Here is a 15,945-nt window from a genome sequence, read left to right on the forward strand (position 1 = left end):
GCCACAAAACGTTATGTGATAGCTTTTTAAAACCCTGCAAAAAATGAAACAAATTTTAGAAACGGATCGATTAATATTGCGTGAATTAGATATTGACGATGCTAAAAGTTTCTTCGAATTGAATTTGAATCCAAATGTTATAAAATATACCGGAGATAAGGCTTTTGAGAGCATCGAGCAAGCAGAACATTTTTTAAGAAACTACAAAGACTACGAAAATAATGGTTTCGGGCGTTGGGCTGTGATCAATAAATCTAACCTAGAGTTTTTGGGTTGGTGTGGACTTAAATATGTCAAAGAGATTGACGAAACCGATATTGGTTTTAGATTCTTTGAAGAATATTGGAACAGAGGTTTTGCTACAGAAAGTGCTAAAGCTTGTTTAAAATACGGTTTTGAAAAACTGAATTTGAAAGCTGTTGTTGGAAGAGCAATGGTAGAGAATGTAGCATCGATAAAGGTTTTGGAAAAGCTGGGTTTAAAATTTGAACGAGAATTTGATTTCCATCAGCATAAAGGTTTAATTTATAGAATAGAAAACAATCAAGCCTTCACATAACAGCAGCTATAAGCTATTGCTGGTTTTTCTTGACTCCTACTCTATTTTTCACGTAAAAACTTTTACCTTAGCAAAGATTACGCAGTTCGCTGGCATTGCAACAGACGCAAAGCCATGAAACGTTTGCAGAAATTTATAACACTCCATGAAAAAAATATTTTTATTAATTTTCGTCTTATCTACAAGTTCTGCATTTAGTCAAAAAGTATTATTCGATACTTTAAAAGTTAATTCAAAAACTAAAATTATCGGAAGGTATCCACAATATGACACGAAAAAAACATTTGAAAAATTCAATTTTATAATTGAAGATTCTGTTTCAATTGAAACATTTAAAAAAAACATAAAACTTGGAGATGAAGTTCCTAATTCAATGGAAAGTCCTTGCTTTAAACTCACTATCATCAAAAATTATAATGAAATAGGCTCATGGACAATAAATCCAACTCAAAAAAGTGCCATGACTCATGATGGCCATACTTATAAATTCGACTTATCTCAAATCGCTACATTAAATACAACCAACCCTTTCAGTTACTTTTATGAAATTAAAATTTTCAAAACTAAATTAGAATATGATGATTATTTGGTTGCTCAAAAAAGTAATCCGAAATTTTTGTTTGATTATGGTCCGCAGTTTGACTATGAAGGAAGTTTTGAAATCGAATTTAAAAAATCAGAAGAATTTTCAAGTCCAAAAAAAATCAGTGAATACTTGAAGTCGTATTTTGAAAAAATTGCCAACGAAAACGAATATAGCATCTCATATGAACTAAATGAGAAAAACAAAAACAACAGAGATCAGTTCACAATGAAAATTGAAAGTTCTAAAAAAATATTTAAAAAATTTAAACTAAAGAATTTGAAAAAAGAGAATTGGCAACCAACGATTGCCGATGCATATTTCTTTTATAAAACATAAACTTCGGCCAACAGCCGTTAACCGCTATGTCCTGATTTTCTGGGCTTATATTCTATTTTTCACGAAAAAAACCTATTTTAGCAAACAGTATGCTGTTCGCCGGCTTCGCAACAGTAGGATAGCCAAAAAATCATCCTAAAAAGATATAAATCATGAAAAAAATCTATTTGTTAATTGTTATGTTGACATTTATCTCGTGTCAAGAATCTAATAAAGAAATAAAAGGTTTTGGTGGATTTGACATCGGATCAGATTTATCATCACACCAAAAATTTGCTGACTTTAGAAATACAATGCCAGACGAATACTTTTGTAACTTAATAAAACTTTCAAATGATATCGGAATGGTTTCCAACATGAATATAACTACTGAAAACGGAAAAATCATTGAAGTCAAATTCTCAACCAATGAGAAAACAAATATTGAGAGCATTCAAAAAGAACTCAAAACCCTAAACAAAGCAGAGAAAGAGGTGAATTACAAAAATGAGTTTACTTTCAGAAGTTACACAACAATTGGGAAGGAATTTTTTTTTATGGATATTGAAAACAAAAACGAGTTAATGAAAAATGGAAAAGCTAAACATGAATTCATTTACTCAAATAAAAATGCCGTTGAAGATGGTCAGAAACTTATAAAATAAATGCTTAACAGCGCAAAAACAACTAACAGTCGTTAGTCGATATGTTGGGTTTTCTTGACTTCCACCCTACTTTTCACGTAAACCTACTATCTTAGCAGATAGTACGCTTTTCGCCGAAATCGCAACAGACGCGAAGCCGTAAAACGTTGTGCATCATATTATAAAAACCCGAAATGAAAAATAAATTGAATTATATACTACTTATTTTGACACTGAATTTTTCCTGCGTTCAAAAGAAATCAACAGAAGGAGAAACTAACAAGTTTGCATTAAAAGCTACTTCAAAAACTGACACCTTAAAATTCACTTCGGGAATTCGTTCTATTTTTCAAGACAGTAAAGGAAATTATTGGTTTGGAAGTCTTCAAGAAGGAATAGCGGTTTACAACGGTAGTTCATTCACCTACTTTAATAGCATTGACGGATTGACGGACAACCAAATTCACAATATACAAGAAGACAAAGAAGGAGTTATTTGGTTTAATACTCAACAAGGAGTGAGTAGTTATGATGGCGCAAAAATCATGAATTACACCAAATCAGGCAAAGAGAAACCACAAGATAATTTCCCAATTCAAAGCAATGAATCATTGCAAGGAAAATGGATGAAATCAGAAAACGACCTTTGGTTTGAAGCCGGAACCAAAGAAGGGGTTTACAGATACGATGGACAAAAATTAAATTATTTGGCATTTCCTCCCCACAAAGTCCTTAATAATTACGACAATTTATTTGCAGTAACGGGTATTTCAAAAGGCAAAAATAATATGATTTGGTTTGGCACTTACGCAGGTGTTTTTGGCTATAATGGGAGTGACTTTACAATCATCAATGATGAAACTTTAGGTTTTGATAGAGCTATCGCACCACTTCATATAAGAAGTATTCTCGAAGACTCAAAAGGCAGACTTTGGATTGGTAATAATGGAATAGGCGTATTACTGAAAGAAGGCGATGCAATCATTAATTTTTCTGAAAAACATAACTTAATTCACCCGACAAGTGGAAGAAAAGGCAATCAATCAATGCCCGGCACTCTCGAACACGTTTTTACAATTGCTGAAGACAGTAAAGGTAATATATGGTTTGGTGACAGAGATGCGGGAATTTGGAAATATGATGGTGTAAAGATGACTAATTACACAGAGAAAGATGGACTTACAAGTGACAATGCTTTATCCATTTTTGAAGATGATAAGGGAGAATTGTGGTTTGGTATGGAAGACGGAAAAGTGTATAAATTTAACGGAAAGACTTTTAAAAGGCAATTTTAAGAAATACGAAAGCACAACAGCGGTTAGTTGCACTTGCCGGTTTTTATTGGCTTCCACCCTATTCTTCAAGAAAAACTTTTATCTTAGCATACAGTTCGCTGGCTTCGAAACAGTTGGTTAGCGGCGAAACATGGTAGGCAATTTTACATAACATCATGCAAAAAATACACCTAATTCTTTTTTCTTTTTTTTTTAGTTTTTCTTTTTCACAAACCAATGAAGATTTTTGTACTGAAAAATTAAATGATGCCTTCTTCCCTTTAACAATTGATTTTAAAAAAGTCATTTGGCGAGATACTTTCTACCTCGAAAGAAAAAATGCAACCAAGGAAATTAATGGAAAAACATACATTGAATTTGAACAAGAAAGTGAAAATTCAGGTACAGTATTAAGATATTTAAGGGAAGCTGATGGCATTGTTTATGAGTATGAAAAATGTTGTGGAAATGAAACTATCAGATATAACGCTAAATTTGTTGAAGGTCATGTATGGAAAAAAGGAAATGGAAAGGGTGAGTATAAAATTATTTCATATAATGGGCATTTGAAAACACCCTTTTGTAATTATGAAAACTTACTAGTCATTGAAGGAGAATTAAATTCTAAAAAGTTTCATTTTTACTATTTGAGGGGTTTTGGGTTTGTTGGTGCTACAGAAGATGGAAAAATAATTTCTTATGTTAGTCCAAAACATTAAAACTGCCCAGGACAACTGTTAGCCGATATTTTGGTTTCTTAGTTAAATTCGCATTTTTTCTTCGCGAAAAACTCTATCTTAGCATACAGCACGCCGCTACACAGTAATCAACTGCCACTCCCACGAAACGTTAGCAGACATATTTTGAGACTTATAAAAGAAACCATATTATTTCTATCAACATTAGCTTTCTTAGGCTGTGATCGAAAAATCACAAGCGAAGAATTTGAACAAGATGTGTTTGATAAATTATTTATCGCAATTGTTGACTCAACTTATATTGACCAACGACTTTACACTTGTTTTCCGGAACAAGGAAAACCAATTTATGATGAGAAAGGAAAATGGATTGGTTTGGATTCTGTTGGTCAACATCGGAGAGATTTAGAATGTGAAGTCAAAAGATCGAAATTGAAAAAAGACACTCTAAATCTTATTATTGTGATAGAAAATGGAGGATTGATTAATGAGAAAACAGATTTAAATCAATACAAAACTCCAAAATTCACTTTCAAGCATTTGAGTGAACATCCAAGAGGTAGAGATTTGGAATACAAAAACTGGAAAGCAAACTATCCAAAATTTGCGGGAGTAATGTCTTTTTCACATATAAAATTTAACTCAGAAAAGACATCCGGAAGTTTAGAGGTAAGTTATTCATGTGGAGGAAAGTGCGGATTGGGTTACTCAGTATATATCCGGAAAGTAAATGATAAATGGGTTATAGTTAAAGTCGATAAAACCTGGATTTCATAAAACACGACTGTTAACAGTGGTTAGTAGCGCCTGTTATTTTCTATTTCAAGTCCATTTTTACATAAACCCTTTTGTTAGTTCAAAGTATGCGGTTCATTGGTTAAGATACAAACTGATAGCCACTAAATATTACCTGCAAGCTTAACAGACCCCTCATCCTAAAATAGGTTGGCCAAAGTTTAAACAATCCAAAAAAATCCAAAAAAATTTGCGAAACCGAAAAGTTGCACATATATTTGCAACCGAATGGTTTCATTTAAAAAAAGCAAATGCGTAGAGACATCTTTCAAGCAGTATCAGACCCGACGAGACGCGCCATAATCGTCTTAATTTCATCACAAGCAATGACACCAAACACCATTGCCGAACACTTCGACACATCAAGACAAGCAATTTCAAAACATCTTCGGATTTTGACAGAGTGCGAACTGATAAAACAAGAACATCAAGGTAGAGAAATTTACTACTCACTTGAAATTGACAAAATGAAAGAAATAGACAAATGGCTTGAACAATTCCGCAAGATTTGGGAAACCAAGTTTAATCAACTAGACAATTTATTATCAACAATTAAAGAACAAAAAAATGAACAGTAATTTATTATTTGACTTTACAGTCGACAAAGAAGCACAAACTGTTAACGTAAAACGTGAGTTTAATGCAAACTTATCATTAGTTTGGGACGCTTGGACAAAACCTGAATTGCTTGACCAATGGTGGGCACCAAAACCTTATCAAAACAAAACAAAATCGATGGATTTTAGAGAAGGTGGTACTTGGCTATATTGTATGATAAGTCCTGAAAATGAAATACATTGGTGCAAAAACGACTATTTAAAAATTGAACATCAAAAGTGCTATATAGGTTTTGATGCTTTTTGTGATGAAAATGGAGTAACTAACACTGAAATGCCAAGAACAGAATGGACAAATGTTTTCACAGAAAAAAAGGATAAAACCCTTGTGAACATTTCAGCAAAGTATAGTTCTTTAACCGATTTGGAAATGGTTATACAAATGGGCTTTAAAGAAGGATTTACAATGGGATTAAATCAATTGGATGCCTTATTATCATCACTAAAACCATAATTTACCATGAAAAAGAATAAAACTATATTTTGGGCAACTACCATTATTATTGCTCTCATGGAAGGTGCAATGCCTTTGGTAACATGGATTGCAGCACCACAATATATTACAGTTGGCACAAAAGCCTTGGGTTATCCCGACTACTTTGCTTATGCAATAGTTGTAGCTAAAATATTTGGTGTAATCGCTATTGTATATCCTAAAACACCTAAAATGCTAAGAGAATGGGCTTATGCAGGATTTACTTTCAATTTATTGTTTGCCTTTATTAGTCACGCCGTAGTTGACAGAGAAATCGGCAATTTGATAATGCCATTGGTTGTTTTAGCAATACTCATTGTTTCTTATACTTATGGTAAAAAAATAAATCGAATAACATAATTTTAAGACAAAAAATCGGCTAAAAAAAGCCGCACATAACAGCGGTCATCAGCTATAACAGATTGCCTTATCAACTTTACCTTTTCTTCACAAAAAACTTTATCTTAGCGAATAGCAAGCAATTGCCACTATCGGAGAAACATTAGGCACAATTTTACAATTTACACTCGCAAACAATCATTAGACTGAGAAAAGTAATATAACAGCAAACTGATAAAACTATTTTAAATAAGCAAGTAATGGAAAAACTACAATTTAAAAAAGAAATAAAGGCTTCGGCTCAAAAAGTTTATGAAACAATGCTGGGCCTTAAGAACAAAGCTACTTACGAATATTGGACAGCCACTTTCAATCCTACTTCTACTTATGAGGGCAGTTGGAACAAAGGGAGTAAAATCCTTTTTGTAGGTATGGATGAAAACGGAAAGAAAGGGGGAATGGTTTCGGAAATTGTAGAGCACGTCCCTGCGAACTTTGTTTCTATTAGGCATTTTGGTTTTTTAGACGGCGATACTGAAGTAACCACAGGCGAACAAGTAGAAAAATGGGCGGGTGGACACGAAAATTACAATTTTCAGGAAAATAAGGGTATTACAACTGTAACCGTGGAGATAGACACTATTGATGAATATTTGGAATATTTTGAGAACACTTATCCTAAAGCCTTGGACAAATTAAAAGAAATTTCAGAACAGTAAAGCAGTTACCCTAAAAAACTGCGCCTAATAACTTTACCGTGTTACTGATTGATTTGTCAAATCCTGTTTTTCAAAGTCAGCAACAGCCTATTAATAATGAAACGTTGGCAAACATTTTAAAGCCAAAACAATGAAGTATAGAATCTTAATCTTATTAATTCTTACAATAATTAATGGCTTTGCTCAAAATCAGAAACTATAACTATTCAAATGGTGTTGTATACAAATATGCCGACAGCAAAATAATTGAAAAAGCTAAGTAACTAATTCTCTCACATCTCTAAAAGCATCAACATGAAAAACAAATTTTTAGTCAAACTCAGCAATACAATAGGAATTATATCTATATTACTTTTGATTTATTGGGTATTTATTTTCATCTCAATTGAAGTATTTGAATTCAAGGTTTTCAGAGAAAACATTACCCAGACATTTTACATGAGCGTAATGGGAATATTAGCTTTAATGTTTGGAGCACTGATAATCAACGTTATGTTCAACTTAACCCGAATTGCCGAAAAACACAATGTAGATGTTGAAACTAAAAGTACAAATTCTAAAACAAAAGGTTGGTTGTTGGTGCTTTCGTTTCCGGTTATTTTTAGTCTACTGTATTTTGGCGATTATTTGACTTCAACTAAGAAAGAAAAAATGTTAGTCGCTTCTGCAGAGTCAATTATTAACCAAAACAAATCTTATACTAACCATCTGCTTAAGTATAAGTTCAATAGAAATTACATCTTGAAAACCAGCGAAATACTTGAAATAATAACTCAAACTGATGAATATTTTCCAAATATAACAGTAATAACCAAAGACGTCATTAATGGTAATCCGGTTTATCTGGGATTCAATGAATACAACGATGTTAGTACTAAAGACACCTTACAGCCAAAAAAGAAAAATTATATAGAAAAAACAACCCAAGAAGAAAGAGAATATTTAGATGGTGTTTTTAACGGAAAAAACAAAACATACCGCTACAATTCTCATGATGGCAATTACGAATTGTTTTATCCGGTCATTAAGGGAAAAGAAATCATCATTCTCCATTTTTCAGATCAACAACGATATGGAAAAATAGGCAGTTAAAGCATTGGTGGTTTCCTTTCTAAATACTCAAACAAACTATTTTTAGTCACTTAACCACTAACCTACTAATAGAATTTATGTTTACCTTAGTAGTCCATTGGTGCTCATAACCTCTAAAAGCACAGTAGCATTAGCAACGTACCTAAAAGATTTAATTTAATATAATACAAAAACAACAAATATGACCAGAAATTTGACCCTCGCAAGCCGACTTCGAGAAGTTTTACTCAATGGACATTGGATTGCTAATACTAATTATCAAGAACAATTACTTGCAGTGAATTGGCAACAAGCCACTCAAAAAGTCAACAATTTAAATACTATTGCAGCGCTAACCTACCATATAAACTATTACCTCGAAGGACTACTGAACGCTTTCGAAAGCGGTAAACTTGAAATTAGCGACAAATTCAGCTTTGATCTTCCGCCCATTAATTCAGAGGCAGAGTGGCAAACAATAGTTGCCAATTTCCTCGAGCATTCCGAGAGGTTTGCTGTTAAAGTGGCGCAAATGGAAGATACTCTTTTTGACCAACCTTTTATTGATGAAAAATACGGTACATTCCTCAGAAATATAGAAGGTGTAATTGAACACAGCTATTATCATTTGGGACAAATTTCTTTGATTAAAAAAATGATATTGGAACATCAAATCTAAATTAGCCGGATTAACAACATCTCAAGATTACAGGCGTAAAATAAATTCCAAAAAAACTTCATTCCTATTTTTATGAACCGACTGTCAGAGGCTAAATAAGTCAGACATTAAGGAAAAAACTTTACCTTAGCTAAGTGTTTTGCTACAACAAAAAGTTCTCAGTAAAAAACACTTCACTAAAACTTGGAACAAAAAATGCGTTACTATGGCTCAAATTAATCCCCACATTAACTTCAACGGCAATGCTGAAGAAGCCTTTACTTTTTACAAATCTGTGTTTGGCGGAGAATTTTCAAAAATCATGCGATTCAAAGATATTGCCGGAGCCGGATTCCCCATTTCAGAAAAAGAGGAAAATAAAATCATGTACATTGCCTTACCTATCGGAGATAATATCTTAATTGCTAATGATGTCCCGGAAATGATGGGCAGAACCAACGAAAACGAGAACAGGTCAAAAATTTCCATCAGTACAGCAAGCAAAGAAGAAGCAGATAAACTCTTTAACGGCCTTTCAGCAGGAGGCCAAATTGAAATGCCCATGACCGAAAGCCCTTGGGATTCTTATTTTGGCATGTTTAGAGATAAATATGGCATCGAATGGATAGTCAACTACAGCCCAGTCGTTTAGCTATTCTAAAGAAATAATCAAAAAATCTATTTCAATTGCAACGGCTACAATACTCTAAGTGTTATTTAACCAAAATAAAAATATGAAAAACAACTTTCTCTTTCTCCTAATCACTTTCCACCTTTTTTCAAGTTGTAGTTATAACCGTCAATACCAAAACAGAAAAACAGATAAAGAAGAAGCCGAAAGAGTAACAGTAAAGTTGTACTACTTGCTTAGAGATAAAAAATACAAAGAAAGCTATGCCTTATTCAGTCCCAGATTTTTAGAAGTCACCGATACAGTAAAACTCCGAGAAATTTATAATGTGTGTTTGGAAAAACTGGGAGAAATTAAAGATCAAAGTATATTATCATGGGAGACCAATGTGGTAGAAGGTTCCAATCCCAAATCGGAATATTTACTTATTTATACCGTTAAAAGAAGTAGGTTTGAAGCCAAAGAAACAATTCGGTTAGAAAAGGAAAATGACACTCTAAAAATTATTGCCTATAACATACAATCTAAAGGGTTTGAAACCAAGTAAAAATCAAAAATAACGACTATGAAATACTGTTTTATAATTGCAATGATCCTATTTACCGGCTTTACTTTCGGACAGTCAAAAACTGAAAATGAAGTAAAAATCGCTAATCCAAATTATGATAAAGTATTAGCTGAAAAATTAGGCGGTAATGACTATGGCATGAAAAGTTACTTTTTTGTAATCTTAAAAACCGGCAGTAATACTACTGAGGATAAACATTTGATAAGCGAAAGCTTTAAAGGACATATGAGTAATATTAACCGATTGGTAAAAGAAGGAAAACTTATTGTTGCCGGACCATTCGGGAAAAATGAAAAAAATTACAGAGGACTGTTTATTTTAAACAACACGCCAACTATAGAAGAGGCCAAAATCATATTACAATCAGACCCTGCCGTTAAAATCGGCCTGTTAGACTATGAAATTTATACTTGGTATGGATCGGCGGCTCTACCGGAGTATTTGCCCGTTTCAGACAAAATCTGGAAAACAAATCCATAGTAAAATTGGTTTAATTACATTCAATACATTAAAACAATAAAAGCAGTAGTGAAAACTCTAATCTTTAACACTTTCACTTTAAAAAAAAGTATATGTTTGTTGCCATATTTGCTAAAAAAATTGCTGAACTGTAAATGAAAACAACGGTTTTATGGGTAGTAATCTATACAACTATCTGCACAACACATACCCAAGCTCAATATACTTATGGTGACAAATGGTACAATAATCCATTAGGATTTGAACCTGTTAAACTTCACACTTCAATGGGATTCATTATCCCGGCCGCAGTTGTTGGTACTTGCTTACTGTTTACCAAGAACAACCCTGAACTTAAAAACAGGATTTCAATATATAACGAAATCGGATTGTCCTGGGGCTATAAATACCCTAATACATTTTTACCACAAAACAATACCGGAATAAATTACCAACTCAGAAAGTTCATGTCTGTAGGAGTAGAATGTGACGTAGTGTTTGCTAAAGACGACTTTAATGCTACAACCGGTTTTGCCATAAGACCTTTTGCCAGATTTTATCCAATAAATACCGAAAAATGGAGATTGTATTTTGAATCTGGCGGTGGTTTAATTTATACCTTAACAGAATTCCCAAAAGCAACAAATGAAGATAGTCGGAAAGGCCTTAAATTAAATGGAATTACCAAATATGGCATTGGTACCGACATTAATATTACTAAAAAAACGGCAATAATGTTTGGTATACGACACATCCACATTTCGAACGGTAATACAAAAGGAGTAGAACGCAATCCGTCTCACGACAGTAATGGCTTTTTTATAGGGTTAAGTCACTTTTTATAATAAAAGTCATTAATCGGTCTATCCATCAAAACATATTTATATGAAAAGCAAACTATTGAATCTCCTACTGATAATCACCTCTCTATTGGGCTATTTGGAATGGGGTAAAGACAATGCTACCTTCTTATTTGAAGCAGAATTGGATATACTGAAGAAATTGATTTCCAACCCGCAATCGGCACTGCATCCGTTTACCATTATCCCTTTGGTAGCACAATTACTACTGATAATAACCCTTTTCCAAAAAAAGCCCGGTGCAATCATTACCTACATCGGCTTATCAGGTTTAACTTTATTGTTAGGATTTATGTTTTTAATCGGATTGATGAGTTGGAATGTCAAAATTTTACTATCAACCGTTCCCTTTTTGGTTGTGGCCATACTTACGGTTATAGACCGTAAAAAAAGTCAGCTGAATTGAAGCAAACTTAAACGGCTAATTGAGTTGCTCCTGAAAAACTTCGAGCAAAAATTCAGGAGAAATCATTTTGGTGGGAGAAGTTTCCATGGCTTTCAAAACACGCTTAATTGCATGTGGATTTAAGCCCATGTTAATGCCAATTTCATGTATTTTAATCTGTTCTCGCTCGTGTAAAACACCATCACAATGCATCAATAACGCCAATCGGTAAAATTGCTGAATCCTTTCAAACTCAGATTTGATAACCGTAGGATAATTTTCTTGGTGGAATAAACTCTTAAAATCATCTTGACCAATTTGCAACTCTTCAGCTATCATCGACAAGAAAAGATATTCGCGTTCATGCAACCGACCATCCACAACCGAAAAAGAAATCATTTCTGATAATAGGGCTAATTTTTCTTCATATTTGTTCATATTCCGGATAAGTTTTTAGCTAAAGTAAAAATTTTTATAAAATGTTAGCAATTTATTGTGATGAACAACGACTTGGTTTTTATTATTTTTACATCATAAAATAGTTATCATGAAATATTACAAAATACTGATTATAGGATTTTTATTGATGTCGGTTACAACTTACAGTCAATATTACACAGGTATTGACAGAAGAATTGGCGCAACTCCTGCGAATCAACAAGGCCCTCCACAACCCACTCAAAAAGACATTGAAGAAAGTCGAAACGAACAAATCGACAAGCAAATGATGCGTTTAAAAGAAGACCTTAAGTTAGACGATTTACAATTGATTGCCATTAAAAATGAAATATTGAAAAGCTACAAGCAGGTTGATATTTTACTCAAAAAAGAGTTTAGTGAGGAAGATAAAAACAAACAAATGATTGCCATTCAGGAAAATACAGAAAAAACCATACTGAGCTATCTCAACGCAGAGCAAAAGGAAAAGTACATGGCCTTAAAAAATGAAAAACCAAAGAAAAAAGAAGACAAAAAGAAAAGAAAAGAAGCTGAAAAATCTGCCGAAACCAACAATTAATTCATTGAGAACCATACTTCTATTTCTTTGCTGTTTGATTCAAAACTTCACTTACGGACAAGAAAGCACAGCGGGCAAAAACGTATCTACTTTTTTTATTGAATCACCTCAGCTGAAAACTACCAAAAAAATTTGGGTGTATTTGCCGAATGACTATGATATTTCGACCCAAAAATACCCGGTCATTTACATGCACGATGCCCAAAATTTGTTTGATGCCAAAACTTCCTATGTAGGCGAATGGAACGTAGATGAAACTTTAGACAGCCTTAATGCTAAGGTAATTGTCATCGGAATTGAACACGGCGGCGAAAAGCGCATTGATGAATTGACGCCCTTTAAACACGAAAAATATGGTGGCGGCCAAGCTAATGATTATTTGGATTTCATTGTCAACACCCTAAAACCAAAGATTGATGCCACTTATCGTACCAAAACCAATGTCAAGAATACTGCTATGATGGGAAGTTCCTTAGGTGGATTAGTCAGCTTTTATGCCGCTGTAAAATACCCTGATGTATTTGGAAAAATAGGTTGCTTTTCTCCCGCTTTCTGGTTTGGCAGAAAAGAAATGAACGAACTCCTAAACAAAACCGAAAACTTTACCGCTAAAATCTATTTCCTTTGCGGAGACAATGAGGGCGATGCCGATGTGATTCCCGATATGGAAAATGTAGAAAAATGGGTTAACTCCAAGCGCTGTGAATGCAAAAAACAAAACAAAAAGGTAATTGTAAAAGGTGGACAGCACAATGAAAAATTGTGGCGAGAAAGCTTTAAAAAGGTGTACCTTTGGCTTTTCTAATTAACGGAGTAAATCAACACCGAATTAGAATACAGAACTTTTAAAAACCTTAGTCGCTCAGCTAATCAGTGACTCAGCCATTAAAAAATGAACAATAACGATATATTCAAAAAACTCCGTGTTGCCCTACAACTTCGTGATGACCAAATCGAAGATATTTTAAAATTAGTAGATTTTCGCATGTCTAAAGGAGAAATCGGCAACTTTTTCAGGAATGCCGATCACCCTAAATATGTAGAATGCGGTGATCAAGTATTGCGTAACTTTTTGAACGGATTGGTAATTCACCTGCGAGGCTCCAAAGAGAATCCGAAAAATCCAATGGAAGTGATACGAAAAAATCAAGCGGAAATTCACGAAAAACCGAAATTGAAGCCAAAAACAACATCCAATAAAGATTCGAATACTCCAAAAAAGACTACGACAACTAAGAAGAAATTTGTACCTAAAAAGAATACCCCAAAAATTGCAGTGGTTGAAAAGGTGAAATTTAAAAATGGTAAAAAATAATTGTTTTTGAATTAGGGTAAACAATATGTTTAACTGTTATAAAACGTTAAACCAATCAATTACCGTATGAAAATAATTACTCGTTTACTCTTAATTTGTATTGCTCTAAATGCAGTTTCTTGTGATAAAGACACTGTTACAGAAGACAATATTAACAACAAATCAGCTACTGTTACTACATTAGCCACTACACCAAAGAAATTTTTATTTGATGCCACCAAAGCTGAAACTGCAGGAAATGCTGACTGGGTTTTAGATGCTGATACTAACCCTCAACGCTTCCCGACGCCGGCCCAATCAAACATTACTGCCACTACTTCTGAAAACTTTTGGAGAGGCGGATTGTCTGCTTGGGGTGTTGCCTTAGTTAAATTAGGGCATACTGTTGAAACACTACCGACAGGAACAGCAATCACCTATGGCGGAACCGGGGCACAAGACCTGAAAAACTATGATGTTTATGTAGTAACTGAACCGAACATCCGCTTCACAAGTGCTGAGAAAACCGCAATAATTAACTTCGTTAAAAATGGTGGTGGTTTATTCATGATTGCCAATCATAATGGTTCCGACAGAAACAACGATGGATACGATTCGGCTAAGGTATGGAACGATTTGATGTCGACCAACACTGTCAAAACTAATCCTTTTGGAATTACCATTACTTTAAACAGTGTCTCGGAAACAACTTCTAACCGATTAAGTACTACAACCGATCCGATTTTAAATGGTTCGCAAGGAACAGTAACGCAATTGAAATATTCCTCCGGCGCAACAATGTCTATTAACAGAACTGCAAACACTACCGTAAAAGGGTTAATTTGGAGAGGAAGTTCAACTCAAGGAACTTCAAACATTATGTGCGCTTCTGCTACATATGGTACCGGAAGAGTTGTTGCCATAGGAGACAGCTCACCGGCTGACGATGGAACAGGTGCCACCGGAGATACCTTATATCCGGGTTGGACAGAATTGATGTCGCACTCAATCTTACATCTGAATGCTTCACTTTGGCTAGCCAAATTGTAATAACAAAAAATCCTGAGCTCTCACTCAGGATTTTTTTATTCTAATCGCAATCTCTTTTGTTCTCTGGCCAATAATGTATTTTTGAGCAACATCGCAATAGTCATTGGTCCTACTCCTCCGGGAACCGGTGTGATAAAAGAAGCTTTCTTTGACACATTTTCAAAATCAACATCTCCGGTTATTTTGTAACCTCTGGGATCATTTTCGTCTGCTACTCTTGTGATACCAACATCAATTACCACCGCATCATCTTTAATCATCTCAGCTTTTAAATAATTCGGAACCCCTAGAGCCGTTATAATGATATCAGCTTGTGTAGTAATCTGGGCAATATTTTTAGTATAACTGTGCGTTAAGGTTACAGTAGAATTTCCCGGAAAACCTTTTCTTCCCATCAAAATACTCATCGGTCGGCCTACAATGTGACTTCTTCCGATAACAACAGTATGTTTTCCTTTGGTTTCTACATTATACCTTTCCAACAATTCTAAAATCCCGAAAGGCGTTGCCGGAATAAAAGTACTCATATCCAAAGCCATCTTTCCAAAGTTTTCAGGATGAAAACCATCTACATCTTTACTCGGATCAATAGCCATTAAAACCCTTTGGGTATCAATTTGTTTGGGTAAGGGTAACTGCACAATAAAGCCGTCAATATTGTCATCTTCATTGAGTTCCATTATCTTCTTTAAGAGCTCTGTTTCCGAGGTAGTACTCGGCATTTTGATTAAAGTTGACTCAAATCCAACCAATTCACAAGCCTTGACCTTGCTGCCTACATAGGTCAAACTCGCACCGTCATTCCCTACAATTACTGCAGCCAAATGTGGTACTTTTTCATTATTGGCTTTCATTTTGTTAACCTCGGCTGTAATTTCCGCTTTGATGTTTGCCGCTGTTTTCTTTCCGTCTAATAATTCCATAGATGTT

General features: G+C 34.2%; 23 protein-coding genes. 21 read left to right on the plus strand and 2 right to left on the minus strand.

The features are described from left to right. The first annotated feature begins 43 nt into the window (after positions 1-43). The 17 genes from ACJG85_RS12615 (at position 44) to ACJG85_RS12695 (ending at position 11,674) form a co-directional block, all read left to right on the plus strand. On the plus strand, positions 44-559 hold the full coding sequence (locus ACJG85_RS12615) for a GNAT family N-acetyltransferase (RefSeq protein WP_412476576.1): 516 nt from the start codon (positions 44-46) through the stop codon (positions 557-559). A gap of 145 nt (positions 560-704) precedes the next feature. Further along, positions 705-1,481 carry a hypothetical protein gene (locus ACJG85_RS12620; protein WP_412476577.1) on the plus strand — a complete coding sequence of 259 codons (777 nt, stop codon included), beginning with the start codon at positions 705-707 and terminating at the stop codon, positions 1,479-1,481. 152 nt (positions 1,482-1,633) lie between these two features. Next, entirely contained in the window at positions 1,634-2,125 is a 492-nt protein-coding gene (locus ACJG85_RS12625) for a hypothetical protein (RefSeq protein ID WP_412476578.1), read from the plus strand. 173 nt (positions 2,126-2,298) lie between these two features. Next, positions 2,299-3,399, plus strand: coding sequence for a ligand-binding sensor domain-containing protein (locus ACJG85_RS12630; RefSeq protein WP_412476579.1), 1,101 nt, complete (start codon positions 2,299-2,301; stop codon positions 3,397-3,399). Between the two features lie 155 nt (positions 3,400-3,554). Next, positions 3,555-4,097: a hypothetical protein gene (locus ACJG85_RS12635; protein WP_412464458.1), complete on the plus strand. Its 543-nt coding sequence runs from the start codon at positions 3,555-3,557 to the stop codon at positions 4,095-4,097. A 144-nt stretch (positions 4,098-4,241) separates the two neighbouring features. After that, positions 4,242-4,853, plus strand: coding sequence for a hypothetical protein (locus ACJG85_RS12640; RefSeq protein WP_409679840.1), 612 nt, complete (start codon positions 4,242-4,244; stop codon positions 4,851-4,853). 269 nt (positions 4,854-5,122) lie between these two features. Next, entirely contained in the window at positions 5,123-5,449 is a 327-nt protein-coding gene (locus tag ACJG85_RS12645; protein WP_409679837.1) for an ArsR/SmtB family transcription factor, read from the plus strand. Beyond that, positions 5,439-5,942, plus strand: a complete 504-nt coding sequence (locus tag ACJG85_RS12650) for an SRPBCC family protein (protein ID WP_409679834.1) — start codon at positions 5,439-5,441, stop codon at positions 5,940-5,942. The genes ACJG85_RS12645 and ACJG85_RS12650 overlap by 11 nt, the downstream gene beginning before the upstream one ends. A 6-nt stretch (positions 5,943-5,948) precedes the next feature. Further along, positions 5,949-6,323, plus strand: coding sequence for a DoxX family protein (locus ACJG85_RS12655; protein ID WP_412476580.1), 375 nt, complete (start codon positions 5,949-5,951; stop codon positions 6,321-6,323). A 239-nt stretch (positions 6,324-6,562) separates the two neighbouring features. Next, positions 6,563-7,021 (plus strand): SRPBCC domain-containing protein, encoded by a 459-nt coding sequence (locus ACJG85_RS12660; RefSeq protein ID WP_409679828.1) that lies wholly within the window; start codon positions 6,563-6,565, stop codon positions 7,019-7,021. A gap of 294 nt (positions 7,022-7,315) precedes the next feature. Next, positions 7,316-8,113 (plus strand): hypothetical protein, encoded by a 798-nt coding sequence (locus ACJG85_RS12665; RefSeq protein WP_412476581.1) that lies wholly within the window; start codon positions 7,316-7,318, stop codon positions 8,111-8,113. A 181-nt stretch (positions 8,114-8,294) separates the two neighbouring features. Then, positions 8,295-8,771: a DUF1572 domain-containing protein gene (locus ACJG85_RS12670; RefSeq protein ID WP_412476582.1), complete on the plus strand. Its 477-nt coding sequence runs from the start codon at positions 8,295-8,297 to the stop codon at positions 8,769-8,771. 205 nt (positions 8,772-8,976) lie between these two features. Beyond that, the gene (locus tag ACJG85_RS12675; protein ID WP_409679819.1) at positions 8,977-9,402 is read left to right on the plus strand and encodes a VOC family protein; all 426 of its coding nucleotides are present in this window, start codon (positions 8,977-8,979) and stop codon (positions 9,400-9,402) included. 82 nt (positions 9,403-9,484) lie between these two features. Then, positions 9,485-9,928 (plus strand): hypothetical protein, encoded by a 444-nt coding sequence (locus ACJG85_RS12680; protein ID WP_412476583.1) that lies wholly within the window; start codon positions 9,485-9,487, stop codon positions 9,926-9,928. An 18-nt stretch (positions 9,929-9,946) separates the two neighbouring features. Then, a complete protein-coding gene (locus tag ACJG85_RS12685; protein ID WP_409679813.1) occupies positions 9,947-10,429 on the plus strand; it encodes a YciI family protein in 483 nt (160 codons plus the stop codon). Positions 10,430-10,563: 134 nt separating this feature from the next. Beyond that, the gene (locus ACJG85_RS12690; protein WP_412476584.1) at positions 10,564-11,253 is read left to right on the plus strand and encodes an acyloxyacyl hydrolase; all 690 of its coding nucleotides are present in this window, start codon (positions 10,564-10,566) and stop codon (positions 11,251-11,253) included. A 40-nt stretch (positions 11,254-11,293) separates the two neighbouring features. Further along, positions 11,294-11,674: a hypothetical protein gene (locus tag ACJG85_RS12695; protein ID WP_412476585.1), complete on the plus strand. Its 381-nt coding sequence runs from the start codon at positions 11,294-11,296 to the stop codon at positions 11,672-11,674. 15 nt (positions 11,675-11,689) lie between these two features. On the opposite strand, the gene ACJG85_RS12700 is transcribed toward ACJG85_RS12695, so the two are convergent. Continuing rightward, complete coding sequence (locus ACJG85_RS12700) at positions 11,690-12,091, minus strand: excinuclease ABC subunit B (RefSeq protein ID WP_409679804.1); 402 nt, start codon at positions 12,089-12,091, stop codon at positions 11,690-11,692. Positions 12,092-12,200: 109 nt separating this feature from the next. Between ACJG85_RS12700 and ACJG85_RS12705 the strand changes: the two genes are divergently transcribed. The 4 genes from ACJG85_RS12705 to ACJG85_RS12720 all read left to right on the plus strand — a co-directional run bounded on the left by ACJG85_RS12705 (position 12,201) and on the right by ACJG85_RS12720 (position 15,015). Next, positions 12,201-12,671, plus strand: coding sequence for a hypothetical protein (locus tag ACJG85_RS12705; protein WP_412464462.1), 471 nt, complete (start codon positions 12,201-12,203; stop codon positions 12,669-12,671). Beyond that, positions 12,598-13,476: an alpha/beta hydrolase gene (locus ACJG85_RS12710; RefSeq protein WP_412476586.1), complete on the plus strand. Its 879-nt coding sequence runs from the start codon at positions 12,598-12,600 to the stop codon at positions 13,474-13,476. The genes ACJG85_RS12705 and ACJG85_RS12710 overlap by 74 nt, the downstream gene beginning before the upstream one ends. Positions 13,477-13,563: 87 nt before the next feature. Then, positions 13,564-13,986 (plus strand): DUF1456 family protein, encoded by a 423-nt coding sequence (locus ACJG85_RS12715; protein WP_409679795.1) that lies wholly within the window; start codon positions 13,564-13,566, stop codon positions 13,984-13,986. Between the two features lie 66 nt (positions 13,987-14,052). Next, positions 14,053-15,015, plus strand: a complete 963-nt coding sequence (locus tag ACJG85_RS12720; protein ID WP_409679792.1) for a hypothetical protein — start codon at positions 14,053-14,055, stop codon at positions 15,013-15,015. A 35-nt stretch (positions 15,016-15,050) separates the two neighbouring features. Here the strand turns inward: ACJG85_RS12720 and ACJG85_RS12725 are convergent, their stop codons facing one another. Next, positions 15,051-15,938: a bifunctional 5,10-methylenetetrahydrofolate dehydrogenase/5,10-methenyltetrahydrofolate cyclohydrolase gene (locus tag ACJG85_RS12725; protein ID WP_412464464.1), complete on the minus strand. Its 888-nt coding sequence runs from the start codon at positions 15,936-15,938 to the stop codon at positions 15,051-15,053. Between the last annotated feature and the right edge of the window lie 7 nt (positions 15,939-15,945).

Source organism: Flavobacterium mekongense (assembly GCF_047038255.1).
GTDB classification, from domain to species: Bacteria; Bacteroidota; Bacteroidia; order Flavobacteriales; family Flavobacteriaceae; genus Flavobacterium; species Flavobacterium mekongense.